We start from the raw sequence: 19,059 nt of genomic DNA, 5'->3' as shown, positions 1-19,059 counted from the left end.
CCTGCGCCGATCCGGTCCGACGGGTGCATCAAAACCGATCAGGGGCGGAAAAGATGATCAACCGACCGGGCGTGGCGTGCGAGAGGCCCGTGAGACGACTCGAAAGCACCAACGGGGGTGTGCGCGGAGGTCAGTGGGGCGTCGCGGCGGTGGGGGCGAAGGGTTCCCCGTGGCCGGGCACGACGAGGACCGGGGCGAGGTCGAGGACCGTACGGCGCGAGGCGTGCAGGGCTTCGGAATCGGTCGCGTACGGGTCCTCCGGCGGCCCTTCGGCGGACCACCAGAGGTGGGTGAGGACGACCAGGCCTTCGGCGGTGTCGACGAGGGTGCTGATGTCCTCCGGGGTGTGACCGGGGGTGGCGGCGAGCCGGATCGAGGGGGAGAGCGCGAAGCCGTCGGCCGGGCGAACGGTCCACAGGTCGTCCTGGTAGATCGCCCAGTGGTCGTGGTAGCGGGCGGCCGGGAAGAGGGCGGCGTTGAGCGTGTGGTCCGGGTGGTGGTGGCTGAACACCACGTCCGTGACCTGCTCGGGCGTCACGCCCGCGGCGGCGAGCGGGCCCAGGATGAGCTCCCGGTCGGCGACCATGCCGGGGTCGACCACGACGATCGTGTCCCCGTCGCGGAGCAGGGAGACGGTGGAGGCGGTACGCGGGCCTACGTACCCGGCGGTCAGGACGGTGACAGTGGCGGTGGCGATCATGCGCGCACGTTAGCGTGTCTCGCTGAGCCGTTCGAGGGAATTCCGGAGGACGGCACCGGGGAGCGGACCCGGGATCGGAGCCGGGGGCCGGGTGAGAGGCGCCCCGAGGTCAGCGCGGGACCTCGGGCAGTTCCTCGCCCGTCTCCAGAAGGGACTTCAGGCTGGAGACCAGGGCGGGCCAGCCCTCGCCGATCAAGCCGCGGATCGTGCCGTCGGGTTCCAGGTCGTCGTGGACGACGGTGAGCTTCACCATGTCCCCGGCGGGCTCGATCTCGAACGTCACCTTGGAGCGACGCTCCCCGGCGAGGCGGGCGTAGGTCGCCGGGTCGATCCGGACGGCCTCGGCCCAGTCGGGGGTGAAGGTGTGCCAGGTGTAGGCGAGCCGGCGGCCCGGCACGGCGGTGAGCACGACCTGCTCGGGGTCGGCGGTCCTGCGGCCGGCCTCGTCCCAGACCATGGCGGAGCCCTCGGTCCAGTCGGTGTCGAAGGCCACGCCCCAGTAACGACGGGTGAGGTCGGGCTCGGTCAGCGCCTTCCACACCTCGTCGGGGGTGGTGCGGATGTAGGTCGTGTAGACGAACGCGTTGCTGTCCATCGGGCTTGCTCCATTGCGGACGTCAGGTCGGCGGGGGCGCCGACCGGGTCGGCCTCCGGATAGTGCAGCTTCTCCCGCCGACGCCCGCGCCGCACCGCGACGGGCAGCCATTCGGCCGTACGTCACCGGAGCACGGCGGCCACGCGCCGGCCGCCGCCGACCCGCTCGATGGTCCTGCGCCACGCCGCCTGGACCCCGCCCCCCACCAGCACTTTCACCGGTGAATAGGTGCGGAGGAAACTATTGGACGAACTGCTAGTTTGTCCGGATGTCTCTCAAGCACGCGGTCCTGGCGGCCCTTTTGGAGGGCGAGGCGTCCGGATACGACCTGGCCAAACTCTTCGACGTGTCCGTGGCCAACTTCTGGGCGGCCACGCCGCAGCAGCTCTACCGCGAGCTCGACCGGCTCTCCGAGGCCGGTCTGATCGCGGCCCGCGTGGTGGAGCAGGAACGGCGCCCCAACAAGCGCGTGTTCACCCTCACCGAGGCGGGCCGCCGGGACCTCGTCGCCTACACCTCGCACCCGCCGAAGCCGACGGCGGTACGCGATGAGCTCATGGTGCAGGTGCAGGCCTGCGACGAGGGCGACACCGCCGCGGTGCGCGAGCACGTGCGGTATCGGATGGAGTGGGCCCGCGGCAAGATCGCGCGCTACGAGCGGCTGCGCGAGTGGCTGCTGGACGGGCGCGACGAGGAGACCTATCTGCGCGAGGCCGAGCGGGTCGGCCCGTACCTCACGCTGATGCGCGGCCGGGCCTTCGAGGAGGAGAACCTGCGCTGGGGCGAGCGGGTCCTGGCGGTCCTCGCCGCGCGCGAGGCCTCGGTACCGGTGCGCCAGGAACGGTGACGGCCGTGGCTACCGTGCGGTAGCGTCGCTGCCCATGAACGTCGGTGACATCGTCGAGGACTTCACCCTTCCGGATGAAACGGGGACGCCCCGCTCCCTCTCCGGCCTGCTGGCCGAGGGGCCCGTCGTCCTCTTCTTCTACCCGGCGGCGCTCACCCCGGGGTGCACCGCCGAGGCCTGCCATTTCCGTGACCTGGCGGGCGAGTTCCGCGCGGCCGGGGCGAGTCCCGTCGGCATCAGCACGGACGCCGTGGAGCGGCAGCGGGAGTTCGCCGACCGCCACTCGCTCGGCTATCCCCTGCTCGCCGACCCCGAGGGCGCGGTCCGGGACCGCTTCGGAGTGAAGCGGGGCTTCTCGCTGGCGCCGACCAAGCGGGTCACCTTCGTGATCGACCAGGACCGGAAGGTGCTGGAGGTCGTGCGCAGCGAACTGCGGATGAGCGCCCACGCGGACCGGGCGCTCGCGGCGCTCAGGTCACGCGGGCGCTGAGCCCGCGCACGCGCCGAGCACCGCGTCCCACCGGGCCCGGGTCAGACGCCGAGCAGCTTGGCCTTGGCCGCCGCGAACTCCTCGGGGGTCAGCAGTCCCTGCTGCGCGAGCTCGCCCAGCCGCGTCAACTGGTCGATGACCGAGGGCTGGGCGCCCCCTGGCGCGGCGGCGGCGACCGGCTGCGCGGGCTGCGGAGGTTGCTGGGGCTGAGGCGGCGCGGCCGGCTGAGCCGCCTGGGCCGCCTGGGCCGCCTGTTGCGCCTGGAGGTCGGCGATGGCCTGTTCCTGGTCCTGCTCGCGACGGGAGCTGCGCGCGGCGCTGCGGCCCGCCGCGTAGGCGGCACCGCCGACGAGCGCGCCGCGCAGCAGGGGGGCTCCGGCGGGCCGGACGACCGGGCGGACGAGGGGGCGACGACGCATGAACATCCCGGTCAGCTCCTTACGGCGGCGGCAGCGGCCGCGGTGACGGCATCGCGGTAGGCGGCGTGCGCCTCTTCGACGAACGCGTGCGGAATGGGCACCCGTCCGGCGACATACCCGTCGGCCTCCCGGATCACCTCGGCCGCGTGCGCCGCCCAGACGTGCTCGACGAGCAGCATGAGGGCGCAGGAGCCGGGTTCGAGGGTCTCGGCCACCTCGGCGGCGTCCTCAGGACCGAGCAGGTTGGCCTCGGGGCCGATCTCGGCGGCCGCGTCCTCGTACTCCTCGTACTCGACGAGTTCGGAGCTGGACACCTCACCGGCGGCCGACTTGGTGACGATCAGCGAGTCGATGAGCCGTACCTGACCCGCCTTGCGCAGGTCGGCGATGGCCGTGACCGCCGGGACCTTGAGCCGCTCCCCCGGAAAGGCGAGCACCAGACATTCCACCGGCCCCATGTGACTCCCTCACATACGAGTGCTGTTCGCTTACGCCCGCCCATCCGAACACGGTGTCGCGGGGCCCGCACCCCGAGCCGGCCACGACATGCGGGACGGCCCGGGGTCGGCGAGACTCGCTTCCACGTCAGGCCGTTCCAGGTCTGCGGGAAACGGAGTACAGGCATGGACGACTACCCCCTGCTCAACCTCTTCTGGACCATGCTCTGGTTCTTCCTCTGGATCATGTGGCTCTTCCTGCTGTTCAAGATCGTGACGGACATCTTCCGCGACCACGAGCTCAGCGGCTGGGGCAAGGCCGGCTGGCTGATCCTCTGCATCCTGTTGCCCTACCTCGGCGTGCTGATCTACGTCATCGCCCGCGGCAAGGGAATGGGACAGCGCGACCTGAAGCAGGCGCAGGCGAGCGAGGCGGCCTTCCAGGACTACATCCGCAAGACCGCGGGCGGCGGAGGCGACGGCAAGGGCGGCAGCGTGGACGAACTGGCGCGCCTGTCGGAGCTGAAGGACAAGGGAGCCATCACGGACGAGGAGTTCGAGAAGGCGAAGGCCAAGGTCCTGTCCTGACCGGAACGGACGGCGAGGAGCCCGAGGCTCCCTCCGAACTCTCCCGCTCCCTGCTGCGCGCGGCGACCGCGCAGCCGGGGCGGCTGCCGGAACTCCTCGCCGACTTCGCGACCCGCCGGCTGGGCCACGGGGCCGGCCGGACGGTCGAGCGGCTGCGCACGGAGCACCCCGACGAGACGCCGGACCAGCTGCGCGCCCGGATCGTGGCGCGCGGCAGCCGGGCGGCGACGTCCGAGGGCGCGTTCGTGGGCGGGCCGTTCCTGGTGCTCATCCCGGTCGCGTTCTGCGCGGCGCTGCTGTCACAGGCGCGCATGATGCTGGAGCTCGCCGCCCTGGAGGGCCGGGATCCCTCCACCCCCGAGCGGACCGCCGAACTGCTGGTCCTCCAGGGGGTGTACGAGGACACCGAGGCCGCGCGGGCCGGACTCGCCGCCCCGCAGGCCCCGGCCGCGCGACGGCCGGGGCGGATCGGCGCCCTGTGGGAACTGGTCATGCGGATGGCGCGGCTGCTCGGGCTCGTCACCCCTTCGGACGGCGGGACCGGGCTTCTCGTACGGCTGGGCCTGTGGGCGCTGGTCGCCGTGGTGTTCCTGGTGGGCCTCGTCGCCCCGCTGGTGTGGCTGCCCTATCTGGCCTTCTCGTACTACCGCTCCACGGCCCGGGTCGCGGACAGGGCGACGCTCTTCTACTCCGGTGCGCGTCTTCCGCGTCGCTCGGGCCGGCTGGATCCGGCGCTGGTGGTCGCGTCGCTGCGGGCCGTACTGTCTCTGCTCGTCCCTCTGGTGGCCCTCGCGGTGGTCGTGCTCACGGACGCCCGGATCGCGGACCGGCAGTGGCCGGTCCTCGGCATCGCCCTGTTCACGGCGTCGATGGCGGTCGGCGGCTGGTGGGTGTGGCGGCGGCACAAGCGGCACGGTTGAAGACCCACCCCCTTAATACGTATACGAAATACGCCTTTGATACGGTCGTTCCGTGCGGTTGACGAAATTCACCGACCTGGCGCTGCGTGCCGTGATGCGCCTGGCGGTCTCCGATCAGGACGACTCCCCCACCACCCGCGAGGTGGCGGAGTCCATGGCCGTCCCCTACGCGCACATGGCCAAGGTGGTCACGCGCCTCCAGCACCTCGGCGTGGTCGAGGCCCGGCGAGGCCGGGGCGGCGGGCTGACGCTGACCGATCTCGGCCGGCGCTCCTCGGTGGGCTGGCTGGCCAGGACCCTGGAGGGCGAGGAGGAGGTCGTCGCCTGCGAGGGCGATCCACCCTGCCCCCTGCGTACGGCCTGCCGCCTGCGCGGCGCGCTGCGCGAGGCCCAGGACGCCTTCTACCGCACCCTCGATCCCCTGACGGTCGCCGAGCTGGTCGAGCCCCCCACCGGGCCGGTACTCATCGCCCTGTCCGGACCGTCGGCGCCGTCCCGGCCGCTCGGGCCGCCAGGGCGGCCCGCGGGTGGCCCCACCGACTGATCGTCCCCCGCGTGACCCGCGGGGGTTCCACAGCCTTTTAAATACGTAGATCATCTACCACTTATGGAGCCGTCATGCTGTCCGAGCAGGCCACCCCGGTCGTCCGTGCCACCCTCCCCGCCGTCGGCGGAGCACTCGACGAGATCACCGAACGGTTCTACGCGGGGCTGTTCGCCGCCCACCCCGAGCTGCTGCGGGACCTGTTCAACCGCGGCAACCAGGCCACCGGCGACCAGCGCAAGGCGCTGGCCGGCTCGATCGCCGCCTTCGCCGGGGCCCTGCTCGCCCAGCCCGAGGCCCGCCCGGACGTGATGCTCTCCCGGATAGCCCACAAGCACGCCTCGCTCGGTGTCACCTCCGCGCAGTACAAGGTGGTCCACGAGCACCTCTTCGCCGCGATCGTCGGCGTCCTCGGCGAGGCCGTGACCCCCGAGGTCGCCCGCGCCTGGGACGAGGTGTACTGGCTGATGGCCAACGCGCTCATCGCCATCGAGGCCCGTCTCTACCAGGAGCAGGGCGTCGCGGAGGGCCAGGTGTGGCAGCCGATGGAGATCGCCGAGCGTCGCGCCGAGACCGCCGACACCGCCTCCTTCGTCCTGCGCCACGTCGACGGGCGGCCGACCGGGACGTTCCGGCCCGGCCAGTACGTCAGCGTCCAGGTCACGCTCCCGGACGGCGCCCGGCAGATCCGCCAGTACAGCCTCTCCAGCGCCCCCGGCCGACCCGAATGGCGGATCACCGTGAAGCGGATCGACGGCGACCCGGCCGGCGAGGTCTCGTCCTGGCTGCACGCGCACGCCGCCGTCGGCGACCGGGTCACCGTCTCGGCCCCGTTCGGCGACCTCGTACTCCCCGAGGGCGAGGGGCCGCTGCTGCTCGCCTCCGCGGGCATCGGCTCGACGCCCATGCTGGCGATGCTCGACCACCTCGTCGCCACCGGCTCGAAGCGCCCGGTGACCGTCGTCCACGCCGACCGCTCCCCCGCGAGCCACGCGCACCGCGAGGAGCTGCGGCGCCTCGTCGACGCGCTGCCGCAGGGCTCGCTGCACCTCTGGTACGAGCAGCCGGGCACCGCCGACGCGGAGCGCGGCCGGGCCCAGGTCGGGGCGCTTGACCTGCCGCGGGACGTCACCGCGTACCTCTGCGGCCCGCTGCCCTTCATGCGCGCGGTGCGCGGCGACCTGCTCTCCGGCGGGGTCGAGGCGGCGGCGGTGCACTACGAGGTCTTCGGGCCCGACCTGTGGCTGGGCACCGAGGCCTGACCGGGCACAGGGCCTGCAATCCGATGGGGCATGGCGTTATCGCCCCGGATATTGCATAGTGATGCCGCTAAATCACCTCATGATCAGCGGCAGGAGCGGGCGGATGGGTACGGCGCAGAAGACGGTTCGCGGGCTCGCCCTGGACATCGGCAGCTCCCGCACCCGGGTGTGGGCGCCCGGCGCGGGAGTCCTCGCGGACGTGCCCAGCGGTCCGGTCCGGCGGGGGCGGGTCACCGACGCGACCCCGCACCAGCGGCTGCTGCGCGAGGTCGCGGCCTCGGCGCTCGGCGGCGCGATGGACGAGGCCGTCGTGATGCTCTGCCACCCGGTCCTCGCCGGACCGGCGGAGCGCGAGGAGGCCCGCCGGATGGTGGCCGGGCTCGGCCCCGCGCGGGTCGTCTCGGTGAACAGCGCCCGGGCCGCCGCGGCCTACGCGGGCCCCTCGGGCGGCGGTCCGCTGCTCGTGGTCGATCTGGGGGCGGAGCTCACAGAGGTCACGCTCCTCGTCGACGGCATGGTCCAGGACGCCCGGCTTGCCGAGGTCGGCCTCGACGACCTCGCGGCGGCCGGTGATTCGCCGGGCGCGGTGGTGCGCGCGGCCGCGGAGATGGTCGGGGAGCTGTGGCGGCGGGACTCCACGGGCGCGGTCCGCGGGGCGCTCGGCCGCGGTGTCCTGGTCACCGGCGGCGGCGCACTGCGGCTCGATCTGACCAGCCGCCTCGCGCTGCTCCTCGGCGCCCGGCTGTGCCTGGCGAACGACCCGGCCACGAGCACCGTACGGGGCGCGGGCCTGCTGCTCTCCTCGGCGCTGCGGCACCCGGGGGCGGCGGGGGGCCGCTGACCGCAGCGGCCACGGACCGTCGGGCCACGAGCTGGCGGACCACGGGCCGTCTCGGCGCCGCCGGCTGTCGCTGGCCATGGAACTTCCGGCCCCAGACCGTCTCAGCGTCGCCGGCTGTCGCGGCCACGGAACGTCCGGCCCCACCGCGGCGCCCCGCTTCCCCGGTACGTCCGGCGATGCGGGGCGCGGGCGCGTCCACGGACCTCGGCGGCCGGGTTCAGCAGCCGGTGGCCCAGGTGTGGGAGTCGCCCCGGTCGTTGGCCGCGCCGTCGTACCCGACCTCCTGGCCGGGGGCGAGACAGATGGTCATCGAGCCGCCCTGCCAGGCGCTCTCGTAGACCTGGACGTAGTCCTTGATGCCCGGTCCCGAGATGCCGTGGTTGGCCCAGGAGGAGTCGGTGTCGGCGATCCAGCTCTCCCACCAGCCGTCGTCGCCGCTCCAGTTGGCCCGCTGACCGCCGAAGTTGGCGTCCTGCCAGACGCAGAACTCCCCGGAGGGGCATTCGGCGGCGGCGGCCGGGGCGGTCAGCGCGAGCCCGCCGGCGAGGGCGAGCACGGCGGCGGCGGTGGAGCCGAGGAATCGCTTCATGAAGCGTCGTTGCCTTTCGTCGTGGTGGTCGTCGCGGACAGCTCGGCCGCCCGCCGCAGCGCGCGGGCGCGCAACTGCTCGTAGGTGGTGACCTGGTCGTGGTGCAGGGTGCGCACCGCGGCCAGTTCGACGGGCTCCAGCCGGGCCCGTACGTCGGCGAGGCCGCTCTCGCGGGAGCAGCGGTCGGCGAGGGCCGGGGCGGGACGGCCCTCGCGGGGCACGCCCTCGGGTGCGGCGCAGCGGGTCCAGCGGTCGAGGGCGGCCCGGTGCGCGGGGTCGTCCTTCATGCGGGCCTGCGCCTCGGCCCGCAGGTTGTCGACGGTGACCTGGGCGTGGAACCAGCGGATCTGGTCGCCGTAGAGGCTCGCGCGGGCCGTGGCGACGCAGCCGTCGCTGTTGGCGGTGACGGTGAGCCCACTGGTGAGGGTCAGGGAGAGTTCGCGGGGGTCGCTGCCGAAGAGCGCGACCTGGAGCCGGCGGTCCTCGGCGGGGGCGCGGGCCCTGGTGGTGAGGGTGAGGCCGCGGTCGCCGAGGCAGTCGACGACGAGGCTTTGTTCGACGGTCTTGAGGAGCCGGTCCTGCTCCTGCCGCGTAGCGCCGGCGGACGGGCCGGGCCGGACGGTGGCGCAGCCGGCCAGCACGAGGGCGGCGGCGGCCGTCACGAGTGCGCGGCGGATTCCATGGCGCAAGAGATTCCCCCTGGTGGCGGGCCTGATCGGCGTGGTCCGGCGGCGTGGTCGCCGCCGTTCGTGGCGATCAATGCCCGGTGCCGGGCGGGCCATGCGAGGCGTTCGCGCGACTCACTCGAAGGGGTCGAACGCGCCGGAGCGCACGCCGTCAGGGGGTCGCCCGCGGGGCGTGCGGCGGGTACGACAAAGCCCCGGTTGGACGGGGGATTCCAACCGGGGCTTTCTTGCCGTGACAGGGGAAGGGCGGTCGCGCCATGGCGGGGGACCTAGGGCACCGGGCCCCTTCACCGTCACACAATGATGAACGGTAAACCTTCATCTCTTGTTCCGCGGTGTCCCGTGTGCCGCATGTGAGTCACCTCACCCCTTTTGACACCCCGCTCCGCGGCGCCGGGCGCTCAGTCGTCCTTCTCGGGGCGGTAGACGGTGCCGGGCGCGGCCTTTCCGGGGGCGAGCAGCTGGGGCACGGTCACGAAGGTGTAGCCCTGCCGCTTGAGCTCGTCGATGATCCCGGGGACGGCCGGGACGGTGCCGTCGTAGATGTCGTGGAGCAGGATGATGCCGTCGCGGTGCGCCTGCTCCAGGACACGCTTGCGGATGAGCGCGGAGTCGGTGGTGGAGTAGTCCTTGGCCGTGATGCTCCACAGGATCTGGGCGAGCCCGAGCTCGCGGCTCACGTCGGCGACGGTGTCGTCCGTGCGGCCCTGCGGCGGGCGCATGAGGGTGGGCTTGCGACCGGTGATCTTCGCTATGGCGTCCTGGGTGCGCGAGAGCTCGTCGCGGACCTGCGCGGCGTCCAGGTCGGTGAGGATCCGGTGGGTCCAGGTGTGGTTGGCGACCTCGTGCCCCTCGTCCGAGATCCGCTTCACGACCTGGGGATAGCGGTCCACGTGCTTCTTGCCGAGGAGGAAGAAGGTGGCGGGGACCTTCTTCTCCTTGAGTACGTCGAGGAGGTGGGGCGTGTCCTTGCCCGGCCCGGCGTCGAAGGTCAGCGCGATGCACTTGACCTTGGCGCAGTCCACGCCGCCGGCCGGCCCTCCCGCCTTGAGGTCCGCCTGGGCGCCGCCCCGTGCGTCACCGGGGGTGACGGTGTCGGCGGAGCAGCCGGCGAGGGTGAGGACCAGCGAAGCCGCGGCGAGGAGGGCGACAGCCGGTCCCCGGCGTCGGCCCGTCGTGGTTCGGAACATGAGCAACCCGCTTTCCCCGAAAATGGTTCGAGTGCCGGGGCCCACGGCGGTCATGGCGGGGCCCTGCGGCACAGCCAGAACTCTACACACGGTGTATAGCTGCCCGGTCGAGGGGGTCCCGGCCCGGCTCCGTTCCCTTGCACGGGCCTGCTGCGCGCGACGGCCCCGGGCGGCGCCCGTCCGCTCCGCCCGGGGGCTCGGAGGTCGTGGGGTCAGGTCATGGGGTCGGGTCGTGGGGTCAGCGGGAGGCGAGGAGGAGTCGCGCCTCGGTCTCCTGGTCGCCGGAGACGGATTGCAGGGACTGGATGGCGAAGGTGCGCGCCAGCACCTTCTCGACCTCGTCGACGGCGTGGTAGCCGCCGGTGAGGGTGGCGCCGACCATGGCGCTCAGGTGGACCGGCGGGGTCTCCTCGCGCCGGCCGCCCGCGGTGTCGAAGGTGGCCATCCAGACGGTGGTGGCGGGCCCGGTGGCCGCCTTGGGGCCCGGTGCCGTCATGTCCTCGAGCTGGTAGGTGTGGTCGAGGACCTCGAAGACGGCCTGGGCGTCCTCCCGGCAGCAGTCGCTCAGCTGCACGGTGACATCGGTGTCGATGTGCAAGTCGTACACGTCGCTCATCTCCTCCTGTCCCGCTTCCAGCATGCCTCCCGACAGGGCGTCCCGCGAGGTTCGTGCCACGGTGGAGGGGAGCGACACGGGAGGACACGTGGCGGGAGGAGCGGCTGGGCCGACGGGACCCGCGCGGCCGGACGGCGACGGACCGGCCCGTGGGCGCGACGAGACGTCCGAGCAGCGGGCGGACCGGCGCTGGGGCGAGCTGATGCAGGAGATCCGGGTCGCCCAGACCGGTGTGCAGATCCTCTTCGGCTTCCTCCTGACGGTCGTCTTCACGCCCCGCTTCGCGGAACTCTCCGACACCGACCGGGCCATCTACGTCGTCACCGTCTCGCTGGCCGCCGCCGCGATCGGGGCGCTGATCGGCCCGGTCTCCTTCCACCGGATGGTCGCGGGACGGAGCCTCAAGCCGCGGGCGGTGACCTGGACCTCCCGGCTGATCCTCGTCGGGCTCCTGCTCCTCCTCGCGACCCTGACCGCCGCCCTGCTGCTTGTGCTCCGGGTCGCGACCGGGGCCACGTACGTGCCCTGGCTGGTCGGGTGCCTGTTCCTCTGGTACCTGCTGTGCTGGTTCGCCCTGCCGCTCTGGGTGCGCCACCGCCACACGGCGGACCGCCGCTGACCGCACGGCGCCCGAGGCTCAGTCCCCCGCGAGGACCCGCTCCACGGTGTCGGCCTCCGCGGCGCTCTTGTCGGGGCGGTGGCGCAGGACACGGGCGAACCGCAGCGTCACCCCGGCCGGGTATCGGGTGGACCGCTGGAGCCCGTCATAGGCGACCTCCACGACGAACTCGGGCCGCACCCGCACCGTGAAACCGTCGTCGGACACAGCGAGTTCGCCCAGCCGCTCGGTCTGCGCGCGAAGCATGGCGTCGGTCAGCCCCTTGAAGGTCTTGCCCAGCATCACGAACGTGCCGTCGGCGGCCCTGGCTCCCAGATGCAGATTGGACAGCAGCCCGGTCCGGCGCCCGTGGCCCCACTCGGCGGCGAGCACGACCAGGTCGAGGGTGTGCACGGGCTTCACCTTCAGCCATGCGCGCCCCCTGCGCCCCGCGACGTAGGGCGCGTCCAGCGCCTTGACCAGCACGCCCTCGTGGCCACGGGCGAGCGCCTCCCGGAAGAACCACTCGGCCGCCTCGGCCGCGCCGGGCTCCGCCGGGTCGGCGACGACGCTGCGCCGCACCCGCAGCGGCTCCGGCAGCAGCCGCGCGAGCACCCGGTGACGCTCCTCCCCCGGCAGGTCGACGAGCACCCGGCCGTCCGCCGCGAGCACGTCGAAGAACACGGGCGACAGGGGCAGCGCGGCCCGCGCCCCGGCCACATCGACACGCGAACCGACCCGGGAGGCGATGTCCTGGAACGGCATCGGCCGCCCGCTCGCGGGGTCGACCGCGATGACCTCGCCGTCCAGGACCAGCCCGTCGCCGCGCGCCTCCAGGGCGACGGCGACCACCTCGGGGAGCCGGTCGGTGATGTCGTCGAGGGAGCGGGTGTAGACCCGGACCCGGTCACCGAGGCGGTGGACCTGGACGCGGATGCCGTCCAGCTTCTCCTCCACGACGCAGGGCCCGAGGGCGCCGACGGCCTCCGTCACGCTGCCCGCCGTGTGGGCGAGCATCGGCAGCACGGGGCGGCCGACCCGCAGGGTGAACGCACCGAGCACCGCGCCGCCTTCGGCGAGCACCGCCCTCGCCACGCTCGGCAGCGACCCTTCGAGCATGACGGCCCGCCGCAGCTCCTCCGGCGCCACGCCGGCTGCCCGGGCGACCCCTTCCAGGGCGATGGCGTCGAGGGCGCCCTGGCGTACCTCCCCGGACAGCAGCCGGATCAGGAACTCCTGCTCGGCGAGGGTCGCGGCCGCCATCAGCCCGCGCACGAGCTCACCGCGCCGCGCCTGCGCTCCCGCGCCGGAGACGGCGGCGAGCTCCGTCATCACCTCGTCGGTGCCGGTGAGGGTCAGCGTCGGCCGCGCGGCGGGCCCGACGGCCGGCGGGACGACGTGCTTGAGCACGCTCCAGCCGACCCCGATCCGCCCCTGGGGAAGCCGTCCGGAGAGATAGGCGATGACCAGCGGGCTCTCCTCGGGCGCGGCCTCCGCGAAGAGCTCAGCCAGCAGGCCGATCTTCCGCGACCGCGCCGAGGCGGCCGCTACCTGCCCCGACACCTCCGCGACCCGGGCCAGCAGCATGCGCCCATCGTGCCCGCGCCACCGTCCCTCCGCACCCCGGACCGGGCGCGAGCGACGACAGCCCACCGACCCGCCCTAGCGGCGCCCCACCTCCCTCCGCCTGCGCAGCCGGTCGAGCAGCCCGCGTCGGATCCGCCTCCCGGGAGGCCGGGTGACGCCCGCCGGTCGCCCCGGTCCCGGCCCCGGTCCCGGCCCTGGTCCTGTTCCCGGCCCGGGACCCGCGGCCACGGCTCCGCTGCCGGTGTCCCCGCGCACCGGATCCGCCTCAGGCCGTACGGCGGCGGCGACGGCCACAGCCACGGCCGGTCCGCTAAGTCCGTCCGGGCGCGGGGCCTGGCGGTCGGCGCGGGCCTCGTCCAGGGCGAGGGCGAGGCTCATCCGGTGCCAGAGGATCTCGTCCGGGTCGTCGGCGAGCATCAGCCGGTCGGCGATCTCGCGGGCGGTCGGGCCGGTCGGGCGCCATGCCGGTGGGCCGGGGCGGAGCCGGTCCAGATAGGCGCGCTCGTACGGGTCGTCGACGACCTCGGCGAGCTGGAGCGGGTCGAGGAGCGAGGCGATGGCGGCCGTCCGCACCCAGGGGTCGTCGCTCGCCCGCAGCAGCGAACCGAGCCGCCGGGCCCGCCAGTTGCGCGGCCGCCAGTCCTCGTACCCCTCGGCCCTGGAGCGCACGTCGAGCGGGAGGCGGCCGGTGAGGAGCCCGGGGTGGTTGAGGGCGAACTCGGCCAGCTCGGCGGCCGGGTAGAGCCAGACGACCATCCGGTAGCGGTTGACGTAGAACCGCAGGGGGCTGAAGTGCCCGGTCCTGGCGAGTCTGGTGAAGCGCTCCCGGGTGACGTCGAGCAGTCCGGCGCCCTCCGTCGCGCCGACGACGCGGACCCGGTCGCGCAGTCCCGCGGGGAAGTCGGGGGCGGCTCTGAGCCGTTCGATCTCGCTCCGCTGCACGCGTCGGCGTGTCCCGCCGCCGGTCCCGTCCGGGCCGACGACGGACGCGGGGCCCGTCGCCGTCCCCGGCACCGTGCGGACGATGCCCAGTTGGACGGCGAGCTGGAACTCGTCGCGCCGCAGTCCCAGCTCTTCCGCCGCCCGCCCCGGCGTCACCGGCTGCGAGCCGTTCTCCTTCGTGGTGCTGCTGTGGTACTCCGTGGTGCGGTCCTGCGTGGTCATACGGTCGGTCCTCCCCCGCGAGTCGTGAATACTCTCGGTGATGACCGTAACCGACAGTGACTACCCTTCGCTCGGCCTGTGGATAACTTCGCCGCCGGGCTGCCGCGCCGCCACGCCCAGGTGCTCGCCCACCCGGTTCACCAGCAGCGTCATCTCGTAGGCGACCTGGCCGACATCGGCCTCGGCGGCGCTCAGGACGCACAGGCAGCTGCCGTCCCCCGCCGCCGTCACGAAGAGCAGTGCCTCGTCGAACTCGACCATCGTCTGCCGCGGCCGGCCGGCCTTGAAGTGCCGGCCGGAGCCACGGGCGAGGCTGTGCAGACCGGAGGAGACCGCGGCGAGGTGCTCCGCGTCCTCCCGCGCCAGTCCACCGCTCGCCCCGGTGACGAGTCCGTCGTTCGACAGCACCAGCGCGTGCTGTATGGAATCGACCCGCCCGGTCAGATCGTCGAGAAGCCAGTCGAGTCCTCGGTCCAACGCCATTGTGTGGTCCTCCCCCTGTTGGTGCGTGTCACCTGTCAGCCTTACGCACTGTCGTGGACAGGGCAAGCACCCGTCACGACCTGCGCGCCGCCGAGGACGCGACGCCCGTCGGGTATCAGCCGACCGAGTCCAGGAGCCGTGCCGTGTGCATCCGGCCGGCGTACTCGACCAGGCGGATCAGCACCTCCTTGCCGGAGTCGCGGTCCCTCGCGTCGCAGAGCACCACCGGGGTGCCCCGGTCCAGGTCCAGGGCGCGCGAGACGTCGTGGGCGCCGTACGTACGGGCGCCGGTGAAGCAGTTGACCGCGACGACGAAGGGGATCTTGCGGTGCTCGAAGTAGTCCACGGCGGGAAAGCAGTCCTCCAGACGCCGGGTGTCGGCGAGGACGACCGCGCCCAGCGCTCCCTGGGACAGCTCGTCCCACAGGAACCAGAAGCGGTCCTGTCCCGGCGTTCCGAACAGGTAGAGGGCGAGCCCGGAGCGGATGGTGATGCGGCCGAAGTCCATGGCGACGGTCGTGGTGGTCTTCTGGGCCACTCCCCCGGTGTCGTCCACCGACTCCCCGGCCCGGCTGAGCAGTTCCTCCGTCCGCAGCGGCCGGATCTCGCTCACCGCGCCGACGAGGGTGGTCTTGCCGACCCCGAACCCCCCGGCGACCAGGATCTTCAGCGCCAGGGCCGTGGTGTCCACGTCCTCGCCCGCCGTGGTGTTCTCAGAGCGCTCGTAGGCCATCGATGACTTCCCTCAGGATGCGTTCGTCAGGGAGCTGCGCGGGCGGCACGGGTCCGCTGACCCGTACGAATCCCGCTTCGAGGAGGTCGCCGAGCAGCACCCGCACGACGCCGACCGGGAGGTCGGCGTCGGCCGCGAGTTCGGCGACCGACTGGGTCTCGGCCCGGCACAGGGCGAGCAGGGACCGGTGTTCGGGACCGAGCAGGGACTCCTCGGCCCCGCCCGGCGGGTCGTCGTCGACGACGACGAGCGCGATGAGGTCGAACCGCACGTTGCTCGGTCCCGGTCTGGTGCGGCCGCCGGTCAGGGCGTACGGCCGGACCAGCGGCCCGGCCTCGGCGTCGTACCACTGGCTGCCCGGCTCGGCGTGGGCCACGCCGGTCCTTTCCTCGTTCATGGGTGTCTCCGGTCAGCCTGCGGCCGGCGGGGTCACGGTGAGCCGCGGCGGGGTGTGCAGGTGCTCGCCGACCCGCTTCACCAGGCGGGCCATCTCGTAGGCGATGAGGCCGATGTCGGCATGGACGGAGCTGAGCACGGCCAGGCAGGAGCCGTCCCCTGCGGCGGCGACGAAGAGGAAGCCGTCGTCCATCTCGACCATGGTCTGGCGCACTCCACCGGTGTGGAACTGGCGACCGGCGCCCTTGGCGAGGCTGTGGAAGCCGGAGGCGATGGCGGCCAGGTGCTCGGCGTCCTCACGGCTGAGCCCGCTGGAGGCGCCGACGGCGAGGCCGTCGTTGGAGAGGACGACGGTGTGGCGGACCTCCCGGACGCGGGTGACGAGGTCGTCGAGGAGCCAGTCGAGCTCGCCGGAGCGGTGGTGCGGGATCCTCTGGTCGATCATGCGTCGTCTCCTTCACTGACGGGGGCGCTGGATACGGGCCGGCCGTGATGGCCACTGCCCAGGGGGCGTCTGCTGTCGAGCGGGGTGCCGTGGGCCGGTGTGCCGGGGGCCGGGGTGCCGGGGGCGGGGCCGCCGCCGCGCTGCCAGCCGTCGCGGTAGGCGGCCATGCGGTCCCTGACCTGCTCGGGGGTGCGCTCGGCCGCGCCGGGCGCGGTGTCCGCCGCGGTGTACGGAGCGGGGGCGGGTGCCTCGCGCAACTGCGGTACGAGGCTGGCCTGCCGCACCCGCCGGGGCAGCTCGCCCTCCGGGTCCGGGCCGTCGTGGCCGCCCGGCTCGGGCACGCGGCCGTCGCCGGTGTCGGCCGACGGGGCCGGGCGTGGCGGGAGGACGGGCGCGGGCGGGGCCGGGGGTGCCGCCGCCACGGAGCGGGCACGCCGGCCGATGGCGGTGACTCCGGCGGGCGTCGGTCCCTGTTCGGACCGCCCCACCGATGCCTGGGACCCGTCCTGCGCCTCCCGGGGTACGGGGAGCGCCGCTATCCGGGGCGGGCGCGGCGGCGCTTCCGCGTCGTGCGCGCGTGACACCTGGGACGGGAGGGCCACGGGAGCGGGCCGCTCTCCCCGTACGAGCGCCTCGGCGGCGTGTCCGGCGTCGGCACCGCGCACGGGTCCGGAGGCGTACACGGACACGGACCCGTACACGGTCCGATCGGTCCTGCCCGTCCGGTCGGCCCCGTCCGGGACGGCGCTCCGGTCGGGGACGGTACTCCGGTCGGGGTCCGCGCTCCGGCCCGGCGGGAGGGCGCCCTGGAGCAGGTCGGTCGGGAGGAGGACGACCGCGGTGGTGCCGCCGTAGGGCGAGGTGCGCAGGTGGACCCCGATCTCGTGGCGCGCGGAGAGGCGGCTGACGACGAACAGTCCGAGCCGGTCGCTGTCGAAGAGGTCGAGGGCCTCGGACTGGGCGATCCGGGCGTTCGCCTCGGTCAGGCTGTCCTTGCCCATGCCGAGCCCGCGGTCCTCGATCTCCAGGGCGTAGCCGTTGCCGACGGGTTCGCCGCTGATCCGGACCTTGGTGTGCGGCGGGGAGAACTGGGCCGCGTTCTCGATGAGTTCGGCGAGCAGGTGGGTGAGGTCGGCGACGGCGGCGCCGATGATGGCGGTCTCGGGGAGGCTGCGGACCTCGACGCGGGCGTAGTCCTCGATCTCGGAGACGGCGGCGCGGACGACGTTGGTGAGCGGCACGGGTGTGCGCCAGGCGCGTCCGGGGGCGGCGCCGGAGAGGATGATCAGGCTCTCGGCGTGGCGGCGCATCCGGGTCGTGAGGTGGTCGAGCCGGAAGAGGTCGCCGAGTTCGTTGGGGTCGTCGGCGCGCCGTTCCATGGTGTCGAGCAGGTTGAGCTGACGGTGCACCAGGACCTGGCTGCGGCGGGCGAGGTTGACGAAGACCCCGGAGATGCCGTTGGCGAGTTCGGCGCGTTCCACGGCGGCGGAGAGCGCGGCCCGGTGGACGGTGGTGAGCGCCTCGCCGACCTGACCGATCTCGTCCTGGGGCGCGGGTCCCGGCGGGGTCTCGGCCTGGACGTCGATCTCCTCGCCGGCCCGCAGCCGGAGGATGGCGGCGGGGAGTTTGCGCCGGGCGATCTCCAGAGCGGTGTTGCGCAGGCTGACGAGTTCGACGACCAGTCCGCGGCCGATCCGGACGGAGATGACGAGGGAGGCGGCCACCGCGGCCAGGCCGAGCAGGACGGCGGCGCCGCCCGTGCTGAAGGCGCCGCCGCCGAACGGGTCGGCGCGGTCGGCCGCGGCCCGGTGGGCGGCGGTCTCGACGCCCGCGATGCCGTCACGTACGAAGGCGTGGGCGTCGTCCCAGTCGCCGGAGGGGGCGGCCTGGGCCGCGCTGCGGCCGGGCGTGGCCGCGCGGACGCGGTCCTCGGCGGCGGTGAGCCGCCGGTATCCGGGCTGGGCGGTGAGCTCGTGCCAGGCGGCGCGCTGGGGCGCGGGCAGGTCGGCGGTGGCGGACTCGACGAGGGCGCGGCGGGCCGCGACGGCGCCGCCGAACGCCCGGTGTCGGTCGGTGTCGAGCCGGCCGGTGAGATGGGCGGAGCCGAGCAGGGCGTCCTCGCGGGCGAGCATCTCCCCCGCGCGGGCGAGTTCGAGGAGCACGCGGGCGTCGGATCCGGCCTGGGCGACCTGGATGCCGGTCAGCGCGCCGTTGACGGCGAGACCGGCGGAGACGGCGGAGGTGTACTCGGCGTAGATCTGGTCCCAGTCGGCGCGTCCTTCGGCCGCGGCGGTGCGGAGCCTGCCGAGTCCCTCGGCCTTCGCGACGAAGGCGGCGACCCGGTGGGAGACGTCCTCGGAGAGGTTTCCGGTGTCGCCGACGGTGTGCCGGTCGTCGAGACGGAGCCGGGCGACGGCGGCGTCGGTGCGCCCGACGCGCGCCTTGAGCTCGGCGGCGCGCGCGGTGCCGGGGGCCGCCACCTGGCGTACGGCGGCGCGGCGTTCTTCCTGGAGGGCGGTGACGGCGGCGGCGACGGGCTGCCGGATGTCGGCGTCGACCGACTGGAGGAGGCGGAGGCGGGCGATGTCCTGGGCGGTGGTGACGGTGGCGAATCCCCACAGGGCGAGCAGCGACACGACGGGGACCATGAGAAGGGAGACGATCTTCGCGCGGACGGTACGAGGGCGGAGCCCACGCACCCGGCCGCGACCACGCTCCGCCGGTCCCGGTCCCAGTCCCGGTCCCGGTCCACCGAGGCCGTCCCCGCCGGGAGGCGCGGCGGCGGTCGCGCGCGGGGCGGCGGGCTCGCCGGATGTCCTCTCGTCGGCGGGCCGTCCGGCGTGCGCGCGGCGCCCGCGGGCCGCCGCGGACGGCTGCGCCGGGGCCTCGGCCTCCGGGGTCGTGCGGGGAGTTCGCATGGCCTCCTCGT

At 73.8% G+C, this 19,059-nt stretch carries 23 protein-coding genes; 8 read left to right on the top strand and 15 right to left on the bottom strand.

The genetic code is table 11. The features are described from left to right. Positions 1-130: 130 nt before the first annotated feature. Both ABTZ54_RS16990 and ABTZ54_RS16985 read right to left on the bottom strand, forming a co-directional pair. Positions 131-700 carry an MBL fold metallo-hydrolase gene (locus ABTZ54_RS16990; protein WP_351663500.1) on the bottom strand — a complete coding sequence of 190 codons (570 nt, stop codon included), beginning with the start codon at positions 698-700 and terminating at the stop codon, positions 131-133. A 109-nt stretch (positions 701-809) separates the two neighbouring features. Next, positions 810-1,295 carry an SRPBCC family protein gene (locus tag ABTZ54_RS16985; RefSeq protein ID WP_351663497.1) on the bottom strand — a complete coding sequence of 162 codons (486 nt, stop codon included), beginning with the start codon at positions 1,293-1,295 and terminating at the stop codon, positions 810-812. 268 nt (positions 1,296-1,563) lie between these two features. Between ABTZ54_RS16985 and ABTZ54_RS16980 the strand changes: the two genes are divergently transcribed. Both ABTZ54_RS16980 and ABTZ54_RS16975 read left to right on the top strand, forming a co-directional pair. Further along, positions 1,564-2,142, top strand: a complete 579-nt coding sequence (locus ABTZ54_RS16980) for a PadR family transcriptional regulator (protein ID WP_351663494.1) — start codon at positions 1,564-1,566, stop codon at positions 2,140-2,142. Positions 2,143-2,176: 34 nt separating this feature from the next. Beyond that, positions 2,177-2,632 (top strand): peroxiredoxin, encoded by a 456-nt coding sequence (locus tag ABTZ54_RS16975; protein WP_351663491.1) that lies wholly within the window; start codon positions 2,177-2,179, stop codon positions 2,630-2,632. Positions 2,633-2,673: 41 nt separating this feature from the next. On the opposite strand, the gene ABTZ54_RS16970 is transcribed toward ABTZ54_RS16975, so the two are convergent. Further along, the gene (locus tag ABTZ54_RS16970; protein ID WP_351663488.1) at positions 2,674-3,057 is read right to left on the bottom strand and encodes an SHOCT domain-containing protein; all 384 of its coding nucleotides are present in this window, start codon (positions 3,055-3,057) and stop codon (positions 2,674-2,676) included. Positions 3,058-3,062: 5 nt separating this feature from the next. Then, on the bottom strand, positions 3,063-3,509 hold the full coding sequence (locus ABTZ54_RS16965; RefSeq protein ID WP_351663485.1) for a DUF6325 family protein: 447 nt from the start codon (positions 3,507-3,509) through the stop codon (positions 3,063-3,065). 165 nt (positions 3,510-3,674) lie between these two features. On the opposite strand from ABTZ54_RS16965, the gene ABTZ54_RS16960 reads away from it, so the two are divergent. From ABTZ54_RS16960 to ABTZ54_RS16940, 5 genes are all read left to right on the top strand, one after another. Next, positions 3,675-4,076: an SHOCT domain-containing protein gene (locus tag ABTZ54_RS16960; RefSeq protein ID WP_351663482.1), complete on the top strand. Its 402-nt coding sequence runs from the start codon at positions 3,675-3,677 to the stop codon at positions 4,074-4,076. A 203-nt stretch (positions 4,077-4,279) separates the two neighbouring features. Next, entirely contained in the window at positions 4,280-4,996 is a 717-nt protein-coding gene (locus tag ABTZ54_RS16955; protein ID WP_351663479.1) for a hypothetical protein, read from the top strand. 52 nt (positions 4,997-5,048) lie between these two features. Beyond that, on the top strand, positions 5,049-5,540 hold the full coding sequence (locus tag ABTZ54_RS16950) for an RrF2 family transcriptional regulator (protein ID WP_351663476.1): 492 nt from the start codon (positions 5,049-5,051) through the stop codon (positions 5,538-5,540). Positions 5,541-5,614: 74 nt separating this feature from the next. Next, positions 5,615-6,802 (top strand): globin domain-containing protein, encoded by a 1,188-nt coding sequence (locus ABTZ54_RS16945; protein ID WP_351663473.1) that lies wholly within the window; start codon positions 5,615-5,617, stop codon positions 6,800-6,802. Positions 6,803-6,905: 103 nt separating this feature from the next. Then, positions 6,906-7,643, top strand: coding sequence for a rod shape-determining protein MreC (locus ABTZ54_RS16940; RefSeq protein ID WP_351663470.1), 738 nt, complete (start codon positions 6,906-6,908; stop codon positions 7,641-7,643). Positions 7,644-7,860: 217 nt separating this feature from the next. Here the strand turns inward: ABTZ54_RS16940 and ABTZ54_RS16935 are convergent, their stop codons facing one another. From ABTZ54_RS16935 to ABTZ54_RS16920, 4 genes are all read right to left on the bottom strand, one after another. Next, positions 7,861-8,232: a peptidase inhibitor family I36 protein gene (locus tag ABTZ54_RS16935; RefSeq protein WP_351663467.1), complete on the bottom strand. Its 372-nt coding sequence runs from the start codon at positions 8,230-8,232 to the stop codon at positions 7,861-7,863. Next, positions 8,229-8,921: a hypothetical protein gene (locus ABTZ54_RS16930; RefSeq protein ID WP_351663464.1), complete on the bottom strand. Its 693-nt coding sequence runs from the start codon at positions 8,919-8,921 to the stop codon at positions 8,229-8,231. The genes ABTZ54_RS16935 and ABTZ54_RS16930 overlap by 4 nt, the downstream gene beginning before the upstream one ends. Positions 8,922-9,319: 398 nt before the next feature. Continuing rightward, positions 9,320-10,108 carry a polysaccharide deacetylase family protein gene (locus ABTZ54_RS16925; protein WP_351663461.1) on the bottom strand — a complete coding sequence of 263 codons (789 nt, stop codon included), beginning with the start codon at positions 10,106-10,108 and terminating at the stop codon, positions 9,320-9,322. A gap of 238 nt (positions 10,109-10,346) precedes the next feature. Beyond that, on the bottom strand, positions 10,347-10,748 hold the full coding sequence (locus ABTZ54_RS16920; protein WP_351663458.1) for a hypothetical protein: 402 nt from the start codon (positions 10,746-10,748) through the stop codon (positions 10,347-10,349). A gap of 64 nt (positions 10,749-10,812) precedes the next feature. On the opposite strand from ABTZ54_RS16920, the gene ABTZ54_RS16915 reads away from it, so the two are divergent. Further along, positions 10,813-11,343, top strand: a complete 531-nt coding sequence (locus ABTZ54_RS16915; protein WP_351663455.1) for a DUF6328 family protein — start codon at positions 10,813-10,815, stop codon at positions 11,341-11,343. Positions 11,344-11,361: 18 nt separating this feature from the next. Here ABTZ54_RS16915 and ABTZ54_RS16910 read toward each other — a convergent pair whose 3' ends face one another. From ABTZ54_RS16910 to ABTZ54_RS16880, 7 genes are all read right to left on the bottom strand, one after another. Continuing rightward, positions 11,362-12,909 (bottom strand): ATP-dependent DNA ligase, encoded by a 1,548-nt coding sequence (locus ABTZ54_RS16910; RefSeq protein ID WP_351663452.1) that lies wholly within the window; start codon positions 12,907-12,909, stop codon positions 11,362-11,364. 75 nt (positions 12,910-12,984) lie between these two features. Then, complete coding sequence (locus ABTZ54_RS16905; protein ID WP_351663449.1) at positions 12,985-14,073, bottom strand: DUF6397 family protein; 1,089 nt, start codon at positions 14,071-14,073, stop codon at positions 12,985-12,987. Positions 14,074-14,133: 60 nt separating this feature from the next. After that, positions 14,134-14,556, bottom strand: a complete 423-nt coding sequence (locus ABTZ54_RS16900; protein ID WP_351663446.1) for a roadblock/LC7 domain-containing protein — start codon at positions 14,554-14,556, stop codon at positions 14,134-14,136. A 115-nt stretch (positions 14,557-14,671) separates the two neighbouring features. Further along, positions 14,672-15,289: a GTP-binding protein gene (locus tag ABTZ54_RS16895; protein WP_351663444.1), complete on the bottom strand. Its 618-nt coding sequence runs from the start codon at positions 15,287-15,289 to the stop codon at positions 14,672-14,674. Beyond that, positions 15,270-15,686, bottom strand: coding sequence for a DUF742 domain-containing protein (locus ABTZ54_RS16890; protein WP_351663441.1), 417 nt, complete (start codon positions 15,684-15,686; stop codon positions 15,270-15,272). The genes ABTZ54_RS16895 and ABTZ54_RS16890 overlap by 20 nt, the downstream gene beginning before the upstream one ends. Positions 15,687-15,698: 12 nt before the next feature. Continuing rightward, on the bottom strand, positions 15,699-16,130 hold the full coding sequence (locus tag ABTZ54_RS16885; RefSeq protein WP_351663438.1) for a roadblock/LC7 domain-containing protein: 432 nt from the start codon (positions 16,128-16,130) through the stop codon (positions 15,699-15,701). Then, positions 16,127-19,048, bottom strand: coding sequence for a nitrate- and nitrite sensing domain-containing protein (locus ABTZ54_RS16880; protein WP_351663435.1), 2,922 nt, complete (start codon positions 19,046-19,048; stop codon positions 16,127-16,129). Before ABTZ54_RS16880 ends, ABTZ54_RS16885 begins: the two co-directional genes overlap by 4 nt. Positions 19,049-19,059: the final 11 nt, after the last annotated feature.

Source organism: Streptomyces sp. NPDC094032, from assembly GCF_040303965.1.
Taxonomy (GTDB): Bacteria; Actinomycetota; Actinomycetes; order Streptomycetales; family Streptomycetaceae; genus Streptomyces.
The sequence above is the reverse complement of the archived record's forward strand: the minus strand, read 5'-3'. Positions and strand labels throughout refer to the sequence as shown.